The organism is Bordetella petrii (assembly GCF_020991325.1).
GTDB lineage: Bacteria > Pseudomonadota > Gammaproteobacteria > Burkholderiales > Burkholderiaceae_B > Bordetella_A > Bordetella_A petrii_E.
In genome coordinates this window covers 1-13778 of record NZ_JAJMLX010000015.1, presented here as the reverse complement: position 1 = coordinate 13778, position 13778 = coordinate 1, and the positions used below count along the sequence as shown (strand labels likewise).

General features: G+C 65.6%; 14 protein-coding genes. 4 read left to right on the top strand and 10 right to left on the bottom strand.

Annotated features, from left to right (window positions below):
* Positions 1-111: 111 nt before the first annotated feature.
* Positions 112-1944 (bottom strand): glutamine--fructose-6-phosphate transaminase (isomerizing), encoded by a 1833-nt coding sequence (gene glmS, locus LPZ50_RS03155; RefSeq protein ID WP_230657422.1) that lies wholly within the window; start codon positions 1942-1944, stop codon positions 112-114.
* Between the two features lie 149 nt (positions 1945-2093).
* Between glmS and LPZ50_RS03150 the strand changes: the two genes are divergently transcribed.
* Positions 2094-2582 carry an Lrp/AsnC family transcriptional regulator gene (locus tag LPZ50_RS03150; protein ID WP_230657420.1) on the top strand — a complete coding sequence of 163 codons (489 nt, stop codon included), beginning with the start codon at positions 2094-2096 and terminating at the stop codon, positions 2580-2582.
* Positions 2583-2712: 130 nt separating this feature from the next.
* On the opposite strand, the gene LPZ50_RS03145 is transcribed toward LPZ50_RS03150, so the two are convergent.
* The 7 genes from LPZ50_RS03145 to LPZ50_RS03115 form a co-directional block, all read right to left on the bottom strand.
* A complete protein-coding gene (locus LPZ50_RS03145; RefSeq protein ID WP_230657417.1) occupies positions 2713-3783 on the bottom strand; it encodes a glycosyltransferase family 4 protein in 1071 nt (356 codons plus the stop codon).
* Positions 3780-5102 carry a UDP-glucose dehydrogenase family protein gene (locus LPZ50_RS03140; protein WP_230657414.1) on the bottom strand — a complete coding sequence of 441 codons (1323 nt, stop codon included), beginning with the start codon at positions 5100-5102 and terminating at the stop codon, positions 3780-3782. Before LPZ50_RS03140 ends, LPZ50_RS03145 begins: the two co-directional genes overlap by 4 nt.
* A gap of 75 nt (positions 5103-5177) precedes the next feature.
* Entirely contained in the window at positions 5178-5960 is a 783-nt protein-coding gene (gene hpaH, locus LPZ50_RS03135) for a 2-oxo-hept-4-ene-1,7-dioate hydratase (RefSeq protein ID WP_230657411.1), read from the bottom strand.
* The gene (locus tag LPZ50_RS03130; RefSeq protein ID WP_230657410.1) at positions 5954-6832 is read right to left on the bottom strand and encodes a fumarylacetoacetate hydrolase family protein; all 879 of its coding nucleotides are present in this window, start codon (positions 6830-6832) and stop codon (positions 5954-5956) included. The genes hpaH and LPZ50_RS03130 overlap by 7 nt, the downstream gene beginning before the upstream one ends.
* Entirely contained in the window at positions 6829-7701 is an 873-nt protein-coding gene (locus LPZ50_RS03125) for an amidohydrolase family protein (RefSeq protein WP_230657408.1), read from the bottom strand. The genes LPZ50_RS03130 and LPZ50_RS03125 overlap by 4 nt, the downstream gene beginning before the upstream one ends.
* 7 nt (positions 7702-7708) lie before the next feature.
* On the bottom strand, positions 7709-8089 hold the full coding sequence (locus LPZ50_RS03120) for a RidA family protein (RefSeq protein ID WP_230657406.1): 381 nt from the start codon (positions 8087-8089) through the stop codon (positions 7709-7711).
* A gap of 37 nt (positions 8090-8126) precedes the next feature.
* Entirely contained in the window at positions 8127-9092 is a 966-nt protein-coding gene (locus tag LPZ50_RS03115; RefSeq protein ID WP_230657404.1) for a Bug family tripartite tricarboxylate transporter substrate binding protein, read from the bottom strand.
* A gap of 288 nt (positions 9093-9380) precedes the next feature.
* Between LPZ50_RS03115 and LPZ50_RS03110 the strand changes: the two genes are divergently transcribed.
* The gene (locus LPZ50_RS03110) at positions 9381-10016 is read left to right on the top strand and encodes a flavin reductase family protein (RefSeq protein ID WP_230657401.1); all 636 of its coding nucleotides are present in this window, start codon (positions 9381-9383) and stop codon (positions 10014-10016) included.
* Positions 10013-10834 (top strand): IclR family transcriptional regulator, encoded by an 822-nt coding sequence (locus tag LPZ50_RS03105; protein ID WP_230657399.1) that lies wholly within the window; start codon positions 10013-10015, stop codon positions 10832-10834. Before LPZ50_RS03110 ends, LPZ50_RS03105 begins: the two co-directional genes overlap by 4 nt.
* 3 nt (positions 10835-10837) lie before the next feature.
* On the opposite strand, the gene LPZ50_RS03100 is transcribed toward LPZ50_RS03105, so the two are convergent.
* Entirely contained in the window at positions 10838-12229 is a 1392-nt protein-coding gene (locus tag LPZ50_RS03100) for an MFS transporter (RefSeq protein WP_230657397.1), read from the bottom strand.
* On the bottom strand, positions 12226-13596 hold the full coding sequence (gene glmU, locus LPZ50_RS03095; protein WP_230657394.1) for a bifunctional UDP-N-acetylglucosamine diphosphorylase/glucosamine-1-phosphate N-acetyltransferase GlmU: 1371 nt from the start codon (positions 13594-13596) through the stop codon (positions 12226-12228). The genes LPZ50_RS03100 and glmU overlap by 4 nt, the downstream gene beginning before the upstream one ends.
* On the opposite strand from glmU, the gene LPZ50_RS03090 reads away from it, so the two are divergent.
* On the top strand, positions 13580-13778 hold a 199-nt coding region (locus tag LPZ50_RS03090; RefSeq protein WP_230657391.1), incomplete at its 3' end, for a hypothetical protein. The two genes, glmU and LPZ50_RS03090, sit on opposite strands and share 17 nt — an antisense overlap.

The window sequence follows — 13778 nt, the reverse complement described above, 5'->3', positions numbered from 1 at the left end:
TGCTCAGTGCCAGTCGCCACAATGGCCCCCGAAACAGAGTTTGGGTTGGCACTATGACCCATACGCAGGCCTTGTTTCTGACTGAAAGCCAGGTTGCCCTGGCCACCGCCCCTACTCCACCGTCACACTCTTAGCCAGGTTCCGCGGCTTGTCCACATCGGTGCCCCGCGCGCACGCCGTGTGATACGACAGCAGTTGCAGCGGCACGGTGTGCAGAATGGGCGACAGCATGCCGTAATGCTCGGGCATGCGGATCACGTGCATGCCGTCTTCGCTGGCGATGCGGCTGTCGGCGTCGGCGAACACATACAGCTCGCCGCCGCGCGCGCGCACTTCCTGCATGTTGGACTTCAGCTTTTCCAGCAACGAGTCTTTCGGCGCGATGGTCACGACGGGCATCTGGTCGGTAACCAGCGCCAGCGGGCCGTGCTTCAGTTCACCGGCCGGGTAGGCCTCGGCGTGGATGTAGCTGATTTCCTTCAGCTTCAGCGCGCCTTCCAGGGCAATGGGGTAATGCATGCCACGGCCCAGGAACAAGGCGTCTTCCTTGCTGGCGAAACGATCGGCCCAGGCCATGATCTGCGGTTCCAGCGCCAGCACCGATCCGATGGCGGCGGGTAAATGGCGCAGCGCCTTCATGTGCTCGGTTTCCTGCTCGGCGGTCAGTTGGCCGCGCGTCTTGGCCAGCACCAGCGTCAACAGGAACAGGGCAGTCAGCTGGGTGGTGAATGCCTTGGTGGACGCCACGCCGATTTCCACGCCGGCGCGCGTGATGTACGACAGCTTGCACTCGCGCACCATGGCGCTGGTGGCCACGTTGCAGATGGTCAGCGTCTGCTCCATGCCCAGCGAACGCGCGTGCTTCAAGGCAGCCAGGGTGTCGGCGGTTTCGCCGGATTGCGAGATGGTGACGACCAGACTGCGCGGGTTGGGCACGCTGTCGCGGTAGCGGTATTCGCTGGCAATTTCCACGGCCACCGGCACTTTGGCGATGGACTCGATCCAGTATTTGGCGGTCAGGCCGGCGTAGTAGCTGGTGCCGCAAGCCAGGATGAGCAGCGAATCTATGTTCTTGAACACCTTGTGCGCATCGTCGCCGAACAATTCGGGGGTGATGGCTTCGATGTCGGCCAGCGTGTCGCCCACGGCGCGCGGCTGTTCGAAGATTTCTTTCTGCATATAGTGGCGATACGGGCCGAGTTCCGCGGCGCCGGTGTGCACTTGCACGCTATGCACCTTGCGCTGCACGGGCTTGCCCTCGGTGTCGGTAATCCACACGCGCGACAGCTGCAGGTCGACCACGTCGCCGTCTTCAAGGTAGATGATCTGGTCGGTAGTGCCGGCCAGGGCCAGAGCGTCGGACGCCAGGAAATTCTCGTTCTGGCCCACGCCCACCACCAGGGGCGAGCCCTGGCGGGCGCCCACTACACGGTGCGGCTCGTCGCGGCAGAACACGGCGATGGCGTAGGCGCCATGCAGGCGGCGCACGGCTTGTTGCACGGCCTCGAACAGGTCGCCGTTGTACAGGTGGTTGACCAGGTGGGCGATTACTTCGGTGTCGGTCTGGCTTTCGAACACGTAGCCGGCGGCCTTTAGTTCGTTGCGCAGGTCATCGTGGTTCTCGATGATACCGTTGTGGACCAGGGCGATGCGCGGCTCGTCTTTGCCCAGGTGCGAGAAATGCGGGTGGGCGTTATGCGTGGCCGGCACGCCGTGGGTGGCCCAGCGGGTGTGGGCGATGCCGGTGAAGCCGGCCAGCTTGTCCTGCGCGATCTGGTCGGCCAGTTCGGCCACGCGCTCGGTGCTGCGGGTGCGGCGCAGGTGGCCGTCGATGTACAGCGCCACGCCGCACGAGTCGTAGCCGCGGTATTCCAGCCGCTTCAGGCCTTCGACCAGGATGGGGGTGATGTCGCGCTGGGCGACGGCGCCAACAATGCCGCACATAGGAATCTCTCCGGTAATTTGCGTATCGGCGCATTGTGCCCTGGCTGGCCTGAAATTTGATTTCTTATTTGTCCTCTATATGAACGTCGATTTTCTTACACAAACGTGATTAAATATTCTTTCGTTTTATCTATTTTTAAGAAATAAATATGCATGAATCGTCTATTCAGCCCATTGAGCTGGACGATCTGGACCGCCGCATCCTGGATCAGCTGCAAGATGACTGCGCCCTGACCAACCAGGAACTGGCGGCGCGCGTGCATGCTTCGCCGCCAACCTGCCTGCGGCGGGTACGGCGGCTGGTGGAATCCGGGGTCATTGCGCGGCAGGTGGCGATACTGGCGCCCGAGAAGTTGGGCAGCACGTTGACGGCAATTGTCGAGATCACCCTGGACGTGCAGGCGGCGGAAAGCCTGGACGCTTTCGAGCGCAGCCTGCTGGACGAGCCGGCGGTGCTGCAGTGCTACCGCGTGTCGCCGGGGCCGGATTTCGTGGTGGTGGCGCAGGTGCGGGACATGCCGGCCTACCATGCCCTGGTGCATCGGGCGTTCACGGCGCAGGCCAATGTGCGCAACGTGCGCACGTTTTTCTCGGTGCACCGGGCCAAGTTCGAAACGCGGATAGACGTGGCGGGGTGATAGCGCGGCGGCAGACAACGGTGTCTGGCACCCTGACGGGAGCCAGACACCCGGCAATACCCGCGAAAACTCGCCGCGGCCGCCTAAGGTCGCGTCATGGGAACCAGACACTTGGCGTGCCCTGCCTCGTTCACCGCCCCCGGCGCTTGGCCAGCAGGTGCTCGAACAGGATCAGGTAGCGCCGGCCCATTTCGGTAACGTCGTGCTCGGTGCGCACGTAGTCGTAGGCGCGCTGGGTGCAGGCGGCGCGGAATTCGGCGTCGTCCAGGCAGCGCGCCATGCCTTGCGCCAGGGCGTGCGCGTCGCCCGCCGGGCACAGCACGCCGCGGCCGTCGGCCAGGCTTTCTTTCAGGCCGCCGGCATCGGTGGACACTACCGGCACGCGCTGCAGGAAGGCGTCCAGCACGCTGCTGCCCAGGGCCTCTTCCACCGAGCTCATGACGAACACGTCGAAGATGCTGTAGAAGTCTTCGATGCCTTTGCGGAAACCCGCGAACAGGTATACGTTCTGCAGTCCCAGCGCCTGCACTTCGGCGCGCGCCTCGGCTTCGCGGTTGCCCCCGGCGCCGAAGTGCACGAACACGAAATCGCTGCGCGCACGGGCCAGCTCGCCCACGGCGCGGATCAGGGTTACCGGGTCTTTGTCGCGGATCAGCGCGGCGGATGTGGCCAGCACCTTCTTGCCCTGCAGGCCCAGTTCGCCGACCAGCCTGTCGACGTTATCCTGGCTGACCACGTGCGGTTCGACCGCGCTGCGGATGATGGCGGGCCGCACGCCCAGCCGGCGCGGCTCGGCCGCGGCCATTTCACTGATGGCCACGAAGCCGTCGACGCAACGCCACTTGGTGCCGGTTTTCCATTCTTCGCCCCGCTTCACCTCGAACGAGGTGCGGCGCGAAAACACCACCGGGCGGCGATGCAGCAGCTTGGTCAGCACGGCCCAGGTAACGGTATTGGCCGTCTGGGCATGCACGATGTCGTAGCGGCGCCCCGCGCCGGCCAGGAACGCCAGTTGGCCCGGCACGTTGCGCACGCCGTGCGCCGCGAAGCCTTCTTCGCCAGCGCGGGCCTGCAGCGGCCCACCCTGGCGGCATAGCAATTCAACCTGGTGGCCGGCGGCGCGGAACGCGCGCATGCAGTACAGCGTCTGGCGTTCGCCGCCCCGCCAGCCTTTCTCGAAATTGAGCTGCAGGATCTTCATGCACGCCCAATGCCTTGGTATTCGAAGCCCTGGGCCGTCATCTCGGCGGGCACGTACAGGTTGCGGCCGTCGATGACCAGCGGGGTTTTCAGCAACGCGCGCACGCGTTCCAGGTCGGGCGCGCGGAATACCTTCCATTCGGTGGCGATCAACAGGCCGTCGGCGCCGTCCAGCGCCTGGTACATGTCGTCGGCGAATTCCACCGCCGTATTCTGCGCCAGCAGTTCGCGGGAATGCGGCATGGCGATAGGGTCGTAGGCCCGCACGCGGGCGCCGCGGCGCGTGAGTTCGGCGATGGCCGTCAGGCTGGGGGCCTCGCGCATATCGTCGGTGTTGGGCTTGAACGCCAGGCCCCACAGCGCGAAGGTGCGGCCCGACAAGTCTTCGCCGAAGCGCGCCACCACTTTCTGCGACAGGCGCAGTTTTTGCGCGCCGTTGGCGGCTTCGGCGGCCGACACCACACGCATGGGCAAGCCATGTTCGGCGGCGGTTTGTACCAGCGCCTGCACGTCTTTGGGAAAGCACGACCCGCCGTAGCCCACGCCAGGGTACAAAAAGTGGTAGCCGATACGCGGGTCGGCACCGATGCCGCGGCGTACCTGCTCTACGTCGGCGCCCAGCGCCTCGGCCAGGTTGGCCATTTCGTTCATGAACGAAATACGCGTGGCCAGCATGGCGTTGGCGGCGTACTTGGTCAGTTCGGCCGAGCGCACGTCCATGACCATCAGGCGTTCGTGCGTGCGCTGGAACGGCGCGTAAATGCGCCGCATGACGTCGATGGTGTAGTCGTCGTCGGCCCCGACGATGATGCGGTCGGGGCTCATGAAATCTTTGATGGCCGCGCCCTCTTTCAGGAATTCGGGATTCGAGGCCACGCTGAAGGGCACGTCGGCGCCGCGCTCGGCCAGCACGTCGGCCATGGCCTGGCACACCTTGTCGGCGGTGCCCACGGGCACGGTGGACTTGTCGACCACCACCTTACGGGTGGTCATGTGGCGGGCAATATTGCGCGCGGCGGACAGCACATGCTGCAGGTCTGCGGACCCGTCTTCACCGGGCGGAGTGCCCACGGCAATGAATTGCACATCGCCAAACGCCACGCTTTCGGCGATGTCTACGGTAAAGCGCAGGCGGCCGGCCTGCGCATTGCGCTTGACCAGTTCATCCAGGCCGGGCTCGTAGATGGGTATGCCGCCCTGCTGCAGCATCTGGATCTTGGCGGCATCGACATCCAGGCAGATGACGTCGTTGCCCATGTCGGCCAGGCAGGCGCCCGAAACCAGCCCCACGTAGCCTGTGCCTATAACCGTGATTTTCATGCGCAACGCCCAAATGGTAGGTATTTGGGCGCATTATAAGGGCGCAGTGCCGCACGCGCCGGGGTGGGCCGCTTCCTAGACGAACTGGACGCTGATGCTGCCCATTGGGCCGTAGTCGGCGTGGATGGTGTCGCCCTGGGCCACGGCCACGGTGCGCGTGAAAGACCCCGCCAGCACCACATGCCCCGCCTCGAGACTGGTGCCGAAGGGCGCCAGCTTGTTGGCCAGCCAAGCCACTCCCATGCCGGGGTGGCCCAGCACCGCGGCCGACACGCCCGATTCTTCAATCACGCCGTTCTTGTACAGCAGCGCCGCCACCCAGCGCAGGTCGATGTCGAAGGGCCGCACCGGCCGGCCGCCCAGGATGATGCCGGCGCAGGCGGCGTTGTCGGCGATGTTGTCCACGATGCGGCGTGGATATTTGCTGCGCCCGTCGATCAGCTCCAGGGCGGGCACCACGTATTCCGTGGCACCCAGCACATCCGTCAGCGTCACGCCCGGGCCGCTCAATGGCCGGCCCAGGATGAACGCCAGTTCCACCTCGACGCGCGGTACGATGAACCGGCCGACCTCGATCTTGTCGCCGTCGTCGTAGAACATGTCGTCCAGCAAGTGGCCGTAATCGGGCTCGTCTATGCCCACGGTGCTTTGCATGGCTTTCGAGGTCAGGCCGATCTTGTGGCCGCGCAGGCGCGCGCCGGCGGCGATTCTGGCGGCGATGGCCTCTTGCTGAATGGCGTAGGCATCCGCGATGTCGATGTCCGGAAAGGTCTGGTCCAGTTGCGTGACGGGCACGGCCGTACGCTCGGCCTGCAGTAACAGGCGCGCGGCTTCCTGGCGGTCGGCCTGGCTCAGCATGGCGCGGCCTCCGCTTCGTCGGCGACGCTGTTCGCCAGCACGCCCACTCCCGATACCTCGACCTCGACGCGGTCGCCGGGCTGCAGGAAGCGCGGCGGATCGAAACGTACGCCCGCGCCCACGGGCGTGCCCGTGGAAATGATGTCGCCCGGCTGCAATGCCGTCCAGGTCGAGATGTAGTGAATCAAATAGCGGAACGAGAACATCAGGTTGGCGGTGGAGTCGTGTTGCCGCACTTCGCCGTTGACGCGCGTGGTGACGGTCAGGTTGTCGTAGCCGTCGAACTCATCGGCGGTGACAAGCCAGGGGCCGACGGCCCCGCTGGCGTCGAAATTCTTGCCCTGGGTAACGTTGAACTTGCCATGGCGCACCCAGTCGCGCACCGTGCCTTCGTTCAGGCAGGTCAGGCCGGCGATATGGGATTCCGCCTGGTCTTCCGCGATACGCCTGCCGCCTTTGCCGATGACGATGGCGATCTCGCCCTCGTAGTCCAGCTGCGCGGATTCGCGCGGGCGCAGCAGCGGCTGGCCGTGCGCCACGAACGAAGCCGGGAATCGCGGGAACACGCTGGGGTAGGCCGGTGCCGCAGTGCCATCGCGGTATTCTTCGTTGCGCTTGCCGTAGTTGACGCCCACGCAGATGATCTTGCCCGGGTCGGGAATGGGCGCAAGCAGTGCGAGGCTGGCAATGTCGAGATCTGGGGCGACGGTACCGGCAAGTTCGCGCATGTGCGCCAGGGCGGAGTCCGAGCCCAGCACCGCGCGCAGCGAGGACACACCGCCGCCAAGGCGATCGGTCATGTCCACCACCCCGTGTTCGGTCACAACGCCGAAGCGCGCATGGCCGCCGGCCAGGAAAGAAATCAGTTTCATCGATCGAATCCGAACAGGGTGGCAGGGTTGTCGACCAGGATCTGCTTCAAGGTGGCGTCATTGCCCGCATAGCGGAACAACTGATCCACCAGGCGCCCCTCGTCGGGCGTGGCCTTGACGGACACGGGATGGGGCCAGTCGCTGCCCCACACCACGCGATCGGGCGCGGCCTGGATGCAGGCCTGCGCCACGGGCACCACGTCGTCCCAGGGGTAACCCTGGCGCGACAGCTTTTCCGTCAGCGACAGCATCACCCAGAAGTTGCCGCGCCCCAGCAGCTCGACCAGCTTGCGCAGGGTGGGATCGTCGCCGTCCCGGGCGGGGTCGGCACGGCCCATGTGGTCGATCAGCACCGGAATGTCCAGGCTGTCGAACAGGGAAACCTGGTCCATGATGCCTTCGGGCTCGGGCTGGAACTTGGCGTACCAGCCCAGTTCGCGGATGCGGGCAATGGCGCGCTGGAAATCCGCCGGTGTCATCACGATGCCCAGCGCCTGGCGGGTGAAGCGCGCGCCGCGCACGCCGGCGGCGTGCAGGCGGTCCAGATAGGCGTCGTCGCATTCCAGCAGCACGGCGGCATTGGCGCAGCCCCGGTAATTGGGGCCGGCGGCGGCCAGGCCGTCCAGCACCACTTGGTGGTCGGCGCCGTAGGTGGTGGCCTGCACGATCACGCCGCGCTCGATGCCCAGGGTGCGGTGCAGGCGCAGCGCAACGTCGATGGTGGCGGTGGGCATCTCGTAGGCGGCGCCGGCGCGCACGGGATACTGGCTGCGCGGCCCGAAGACGTGGAACTGGCTATCGCAGCTTAGCGGCGGCAAGGGCCGGCCGGGTGCGCTGGGCTGGGGGTGGAACGGCAAATAATCCGGCATGGCGTCCTCAGGCTATGACTGCGATGAAATCGCATTCGATCAGCTTGCCGCCGTCCAGGGCGGCCTGCATGGTGTGGCGCGCCGGCCGGGAAGCGCTGTCGGGAAACATCTTCAGCCAGGGCACATTCAGCGCGGCGCGCTGCGAGCGGTCGTTCATCCATACCGTCATCTTGATGATGTTTTCCGGCGTTCCCCCGCCAGCCAGCACGATGCGCCGCACGTGTTCGAACATCAGCTCGCATTGCGCCTCGAGCGTGGCGCCGTACTCGCCCGTGGCGGGGTCGGTGCCCTGGATGCTGCCCGAATACAGCATGCCGCCGATGCGGCAAGCCGCCGGAATAGGGTTCTTGTGGCTGAACCCGTCTGCGTAGATACTGGTGCGCTTCATTGTGTAGGTGCAAGCAAAAGGAATGGAACGGGCGGGCTCAGTTGGCCTTGATGCCCGCTTTCTTGATGATGGGAATCCAGCGCGCGTCTTCTTTCGAGATATACGCCGCGAAATTCTCTGGCGTGCTGCCGCTGGCTTGCGCGCCCAGCGCCGCGAACTTGTCTTTCACTTCCTGCTGGCCCAGGATCTTGATCAGTTCCTGGCTGATGCGGTGAGTAATGTCGGCCGGCGTGCCTTTGGGCGCGACCATGCCGGTGAACGTCGATGCTTCCATGCCCTGGACGCCGGCTTCGGCGAAAGTGGGAACATCGGGCAGCGACGGCACACGCTCGGCGGTACTGACGGCCAGGCCGCGCACCTTGCCTTCCTTGATGAAAGGCAGCGCAACGGACACCTGGTCGAAGTTGAAATCCACCTGTCCGCCCAGCAGGTCGGTGGTGGCGGGGGCATTGCCCTTGTAGTGCACGGTGGTCCAGTGCGCGCCCGTGATCGACTGCAGCAGCTCACTGACCAGGTGGTTGGTGGTACCCGCACCCGGCGACGCCATGTTCAGCTTGTTGGGGTCTTTTTTTGCAAGCTGCAGCAGTTCGCCCAGGTTTTTCACGGGCAATGACGGCCGCACTTGCAGCACCAGCGGGGTGTATGAAACCGAGCTGATGGGCTCGAACTCCTGGTCCCATTTGTAGTCGGCGCGCCCGAAAATGACGGGGCTGAACAGCAGCGGGCCGTTCGCGCCCAGGAACAGGGTGTAGCCATCGGGCGCCGAGCGCGCCACGCTTTCGGCCGCGATGGTGCCGCCCGCGCCAGGCTTGTTGTCGACGATGAATGGCTGGCCGAAGGCCTTTTGCAGCCCCGGTGCGATGATGCGCGCCGCCACGTCGACGTTGCCGCCGGGCGGATACGGAACCACGATGCGCACGGGCTTGTCGGGCCACGCGGCATGCGCGGCGAAAGCGACGAATGCGGTCAATGCGAACAGGCTGCGCAAAAGGGAATGTTTCATGTGTTGTCTCCTGGCCGGGCGTGCTGTTGTTATGCCGGGCACCGCGGGCGCCACCTGCGCGCCGTACGGCAACCGTGCTGGTAGACCCGCAATGTAGTGATGCGGCCGGCCGCCTACAACAAAAATCGCCAAAAAAAATCCAAATAATGGACTTTATTGGCAAAGGACATTCGTCGTTTCCTTATGTGAATTGATATTCTGAATCAGAAATCAAGGCGCTATTCTGGGCTATTGATTCCCTTTACTCTCTATAAAAAGTCCGATAATTGGACTATTATTCCAACAGCCATGACACAAATCCGCTGCGCCGACCTGAATCCCGAACAAACCTACCGCCTGATGACGGGCGTGGTGGTTCCGCGCCCTATCGCCTGGGTCACCACCCAGGGCCACGAGGGCGTGGTGAACCTGGCCCCATTCAGTTGTTTTACCTTCGTGTCGAACAAACCGCCGATGGTGGGCATCAACATGGGCCGCAAGGCGGGCGTGCGCAAGGACACGGCCCGCAATATCCATGCGGCGCGCGAGTTCGTGGTCAATATCGGCGACGAGACGATGATCGACGCCATCCACCAAAGCGCCGTCGAGTATCCCGCCGACACCAGCGAACCAGAGCTGCTGGGGCTGGCCCTGCAGCCCAGCGCCATGGTCGTGCCACCGCGGCTGCAGGCCGCACCCATCAGCATGGAATGCCGGCTGCACAGCATCATTCCCTTTGGCGACACGGGCGCCGAATTCTTCGTGGGCGAGGTACTGGTGGTGCACGTGCGCGACGGCCTGCTGCGCGACGGCAAAATCGACACGGCCATGCTACGGCCGGTGGCCCGGCTGGCCGGGCCGAACTATGCAGGGCTGGGGCCCATCGTCACCAAGGCCGCCATCGCCCAGACCCCGAAAACCATCCTGACTTCCAAGGCCGAATGAGTCCCAAGCCCCCCACCGCCCCAGCCGAACTCGAAGATGGCGGCGGCAGCCAGACCGTACGCCGCGCCATTGCCTTGCTGCGGCTGGTGGCATGCGGACAGGAACGTGGCGTGCGCCTGACCGACCTGGTGCAGATGTCGGGCCTGAACCAGCCCACCGTGCATCGCCTGCTGAAGACGCTGGCGCAGGAAGGCGCGATTACGCAAGATCCGGCCACCCGGCACTACCTGATCGGGCCCGAAGTCACGCTGCTGGGCCTGGCGCGCACGCGCCGCTTCCCCTTGCTGACGATTGCCGACCCGTACCTGGCCGACCTGGCGGAACAAGCGGGGGACACGGTTTTCCTGAGCGTGCGGCACGGCGCGGATTCAATCTGCATCGGCCGCAAGACGGGCCTTTATCCCATCCAGGTTCTATCGATTGAAGTGGGCGTGCGCCGCCCCTTGGGTATCGGCGTATCGGGAGTCGCGCTGCTGTCCTGCCTGCCTCGCAAGGAAAGCGACGCGCTGATCCGCTCGAACCAGCGCCGCCTGGAAGTCATGGGCGAAAGCACTCAGGAACTGATGCGGCGCGTGGAAACTGCCAGGGCCGAGGGCATCGCCCATGCCCCGCATGGCTTGATGCCGGGCACCAGCGCCATTGCAGTGCCGGTACGCAAGGCCGATGGGGTGCCGCTGGCCGCGGTGACCATCACCGCCATGGCCGACCGGCTCAATGCCCGGCGGCTGCCCCAGATTGTGGCCATGATGCGCGAGCGGGCCTCGCTGATCGCGCGGCGCCACGCTGAAGTCGAACACGGCTCGGCACGCCGCGGCTGATACTCAAACCACTTTCAGCTTGTTAACCCGCACCGCATTCACGCCTACCGCCAAGGCCGCGCACAAGGTAGCGGCCACCAGGGCCAGGGTCGGGCCGCTGGCGCCGCCCATGCCGAACGCAATGGCCACCAGCGCCGTGCCGAAGCTCTGGCCGAACACGCGGGTGGTGGCCTGCAGCCCGCCCGCGGCGCCACTGCGCTGGCGCGGCGCCGATGACAGCATGGCGCGATTGTTGGGTGTCTGGAAAAACCCGAAGCCCATGCCCGTGATGAACATGGCGACCATGATCCAGGGGTTGGACGCGGTCAGCGGCAGGAAGGCCAGCACGCCCAGGCCCAGCACCATGGCGGCGGCCCCCACGCCGCTGAGCATGGCCGCCGAATAGCGGTCCGACATGCGGCCCGCCAACGGAGCCACGATGGCGGTGCCCACCGGCCAGGCGCCCATCAGCAAACCCACCTCAAGATAAGGCCGCCCCAGCACCTGCTGGAAATAAAACGGCAGCGATACGAAGGACGCCATCTGAGCGGCGAAAGTGCAGGCCGACGCCGCCACGGCGAATGCCAGGGGCCGGATGCCCAGCAAATCCACCGGCACCAGCGGCGCCGGCTGTTTGCCGGCACGCCGCACCAGCAGCCAGCCGGCCACCGTGGCCAGCAATATCATCAGGCCGCCGCGCCAGGCATTCTGGCCCAGGGTATCCACGCCCGAGATGAACACGCCCAGCGTCAGCATGCACAGCAGGGCGCTCAGCCAGTCGAGTTTGACGTTGTTGCGCGGCACCTCGGGCAGGTGGCGCAGGCCGAACATCACAGCCACGCAGATGGGCAGGTTGATGGCGAAGATCCAGCGCCAGTGGGCGATTTCCAGAATGACGGAACCCAGCGTGGGACCCAGCACCGACATGACCGCGACCGTGGTGGCGTTGATGCTGATGCCGCGCCCCAGCATGTGCAAGGGGTAGATATTGCGCACCAGCCCGCCGAACATGCACATCAGCGTCGCGGCGCCCACGCCCTGCACCACGCGCGCCAGGGTCAATTGCCACAACGATTGCGACAGGGCGCCCGATAGCGAAGCCAGCGCGAACAGCGACAGGCCGATGGTGAACATGCGCTTGAATCCAACACGCTCGGCCAACGCCGACAGCGGCAGCAGCAGCACCACCACCGCCAGGTTGTAGGCGTTGACGACCCATACCGCCTGCGACGGCAGGGCGTCCAGATCGGCCGCGATCGTGGGCAGCGCCACGTTGGCAATGGTGGTGTCCAACACCGACAGGCTGATGCCGGTAAGCACCGTGGCGGCCGCCCAGTAGCGTCGGGGCGTGGGCAGGCCGTCAGGCAGCGGCTGGCGCGCGTTCGGCCCGGACGAGGCCGCTGGCCCGGCGCTCACGATTTCTTCTGGGGACGCTTCCAGCCCTCGATCGTGGTCTGCTTGGGGCGCGAGACGGTCAGCTTCTCGGCGGGCGCATCGCGGGTCAGGGTGGTGCCCGCGCCCAGCGTGGCGCCGCGGCCCACGCGCACGGGCGCCACCAGTTGGGTGTCGGACCCGATGAACGCATCGTCTTCGATGACGGTGCGGAATTTATTGGCGCCGTCGTAATTGCAGGTAATGGTGCCCGCGCCCACGTTCACGCGCGCCCCGATATCGGCATCGCCAATGTAGGCCAGGTGGTTGGCCTTGCTGTCGACGTCCAGCACGCTGTTCTTGATTTCAACAAAGTTGCCCACGTGGGTGCGGTCGCCCAGCTTGGCGCCGGGACGCAGGCGCGCGTACGGGCCGATGCGCGCATCGCCGCCCACGGTGGCTTGTTGCACGTGGCTGAAGGCTTCGATATGCGTGCCCGCGCCGATCGACGCGTCGCGCAGCACGCAGTGCGGGCCCACGCGCACGCCGTCGGCCAGTTCGACCTTGCCTTCGAACACGCAGCCCACGTCGATGAACACGTCGCGGCCGCAAGCCAGCGATCCGCGCACGTCGAAACGCGCGGGGTCGGCCAACGTGACGCCGGCCTCGAGCAGGCGCCGGGCCTGTTCGTGCTGCCAGCGGCGCTCCAGTTCGGCCTGCTGCACGCGGCTGTTGACGCCCAGCGTTTCCCAGCCGGCATCGGGCTGGGCCGCGCCCACCGGCACGCCGTCGGCCACGGCCAGGCCGATGACGTCGGTCAGGTAGTACTCGCCCTGGGCATTGTTGTTGTCGATGCGGCCCAGCCAGTCTTTCAGTTTGGCCGTGGGCGCCACCAGAATGCCGGTGTTGACTTCGCTGATGGCGCGCTCGGCTTCGCTGGCGTCTTTGTGTTCGACGATGCGCAACACCTGGCCCTTGTCGTCGCGCACGATGCGCCCGTAGCCAGTGGCGTCGTCCAGGATTTCGGTCAGCACCGCGGCGCCCTGCCCGCGCGCCTGCAGCAGGCGGCGCAGCGTTTCCGGCTGCACCAGGGGCACGTCGCCGTACAGCACCAGGGTGACGTCATCGCTGCCGTCCTCCTGCAGCAGGGGCACGGCCTGCTGCACCGCATGGCCCGTGCCATGCTGCGGCTGCTGCAGGGCGAAGCTCAGGCCGGGACGGCCTTCGAAAGCCCCCCGCACGCGGTCGGCGCCGTGGCCCACCACCACCACGATGCGGCCGGGCTCGAGTTGGCTGGCGCTGTCGAGCACGTGCTCGAGCATGGGTTTGCCGGCCAGGGAATGCAGCACTTTAGGAAGATCGGACTGCATGCGTTTGCCCAGTCCGGCGGCAAGAATGACGACATTTAGCATAGGAAGAATAGAAGACAACGTAGGGCGGCAGGCGGATACCTGCCGCACGATTGAAGCGAAGGATTATGACTTGCGTGGTGTCGGCGCCCGCTTGGCGGCCGTCTTGCGTGGCCAGCGGCTTCAGGTCGTTTTTCGTGGCCAGGCGGGTGTCGAAAACCATGGTATTCACGAGAATATCCTAG

Excerpts from the sequence above, each read along its gene's own strand:
- glmS (WP_230657422.1), bottom strand. The coding sequence starts at position 1,944 with ATGTGCGGCATTGTTGGCGCCGTCGCCCAGCGCGACATCACCCCCATC.
- LPZ50_RS03150 (WP_230657420.1), top strand. The coding sequence starts at position 2,094 with ATGCATGAATCGTCTATTCAGCCCATTGAGCTGGACGATCTGGACCGC.
- LPZ50_RS03145 (WP_230657417.1), bottom strand. The coding sequence starts at position 3,783 with ATGAAGATCCTGCAGCTCAATTTCGAGAAAGGCTGGCGGGGCGGCGAA.
- LPZ50_RS03140 (WP_230657414.1), bottom strand. The coding sequence starts at position 5,102 with ATGAAAATCACGGTTATAGGCACAGGCTACGTGGGGCTGGTTTCGGGC.
- hpaH (WP_230657411.1), bottom strand. The coding sequence starts at position 5,960 with ATGCTGAGCCAGGCCGACCGCCAGGAAGCCGCGCGCCTGTTACTGCAG.
- LPZ50_RS03130 (WP_230657410.1), bottom strand. The coding sequence starts at position 6,832 with ATGAAACTGATTTCTTTCCTGGCCGGCGGCCATGCGCGCTTCGGCGTT.
- LPZ50_RS03125 (WP_230657408.1), bottom strand. The coding sequence starts at position 7,701 with ATGCCGGATTATTTGCCGTTCCACCCCCAGCCCAGCGCACCCGGCCGG.
- LPZ50_RS03120 (WP_230657406.1), bottom strand. The coding sequence starts at position 8,089 with ATGAAGCGCACCAGTATCTACGCAGACGGGTTCAGCCACAAGAACCCT.
- LPZ50_RS03115 (WP_230657404.1), bottom strand. The coding sequence starts at position 9,092 with ATGAAACATTCCCTTTTGCGCAGCCTGTTCGCATTGACCGCATTCGTC.
- LPZ50_RS03110 (WP_230657401.1), top strand. The coding sequence starts at position 9,381 with ATGACACAAATCCGCTGCGCCGACCTGAATCCCGAACAAACCTACCGC.
- LPZ50_RS03105 (WP_230657399.1), top strand. The coding sequence starts at position 10,013 with ATGAGTCCCAAGCCCCCCACCGCCCCAGCCGAACTCGAAGATGGCGGC.
- glmU (WP_230657394.1), bottom strand. The coding sequence starts at position 13,596 with ATGCTAAATGTCGTCATTCTTGCCGCCGGACTGGGCAAACGCATGCAG.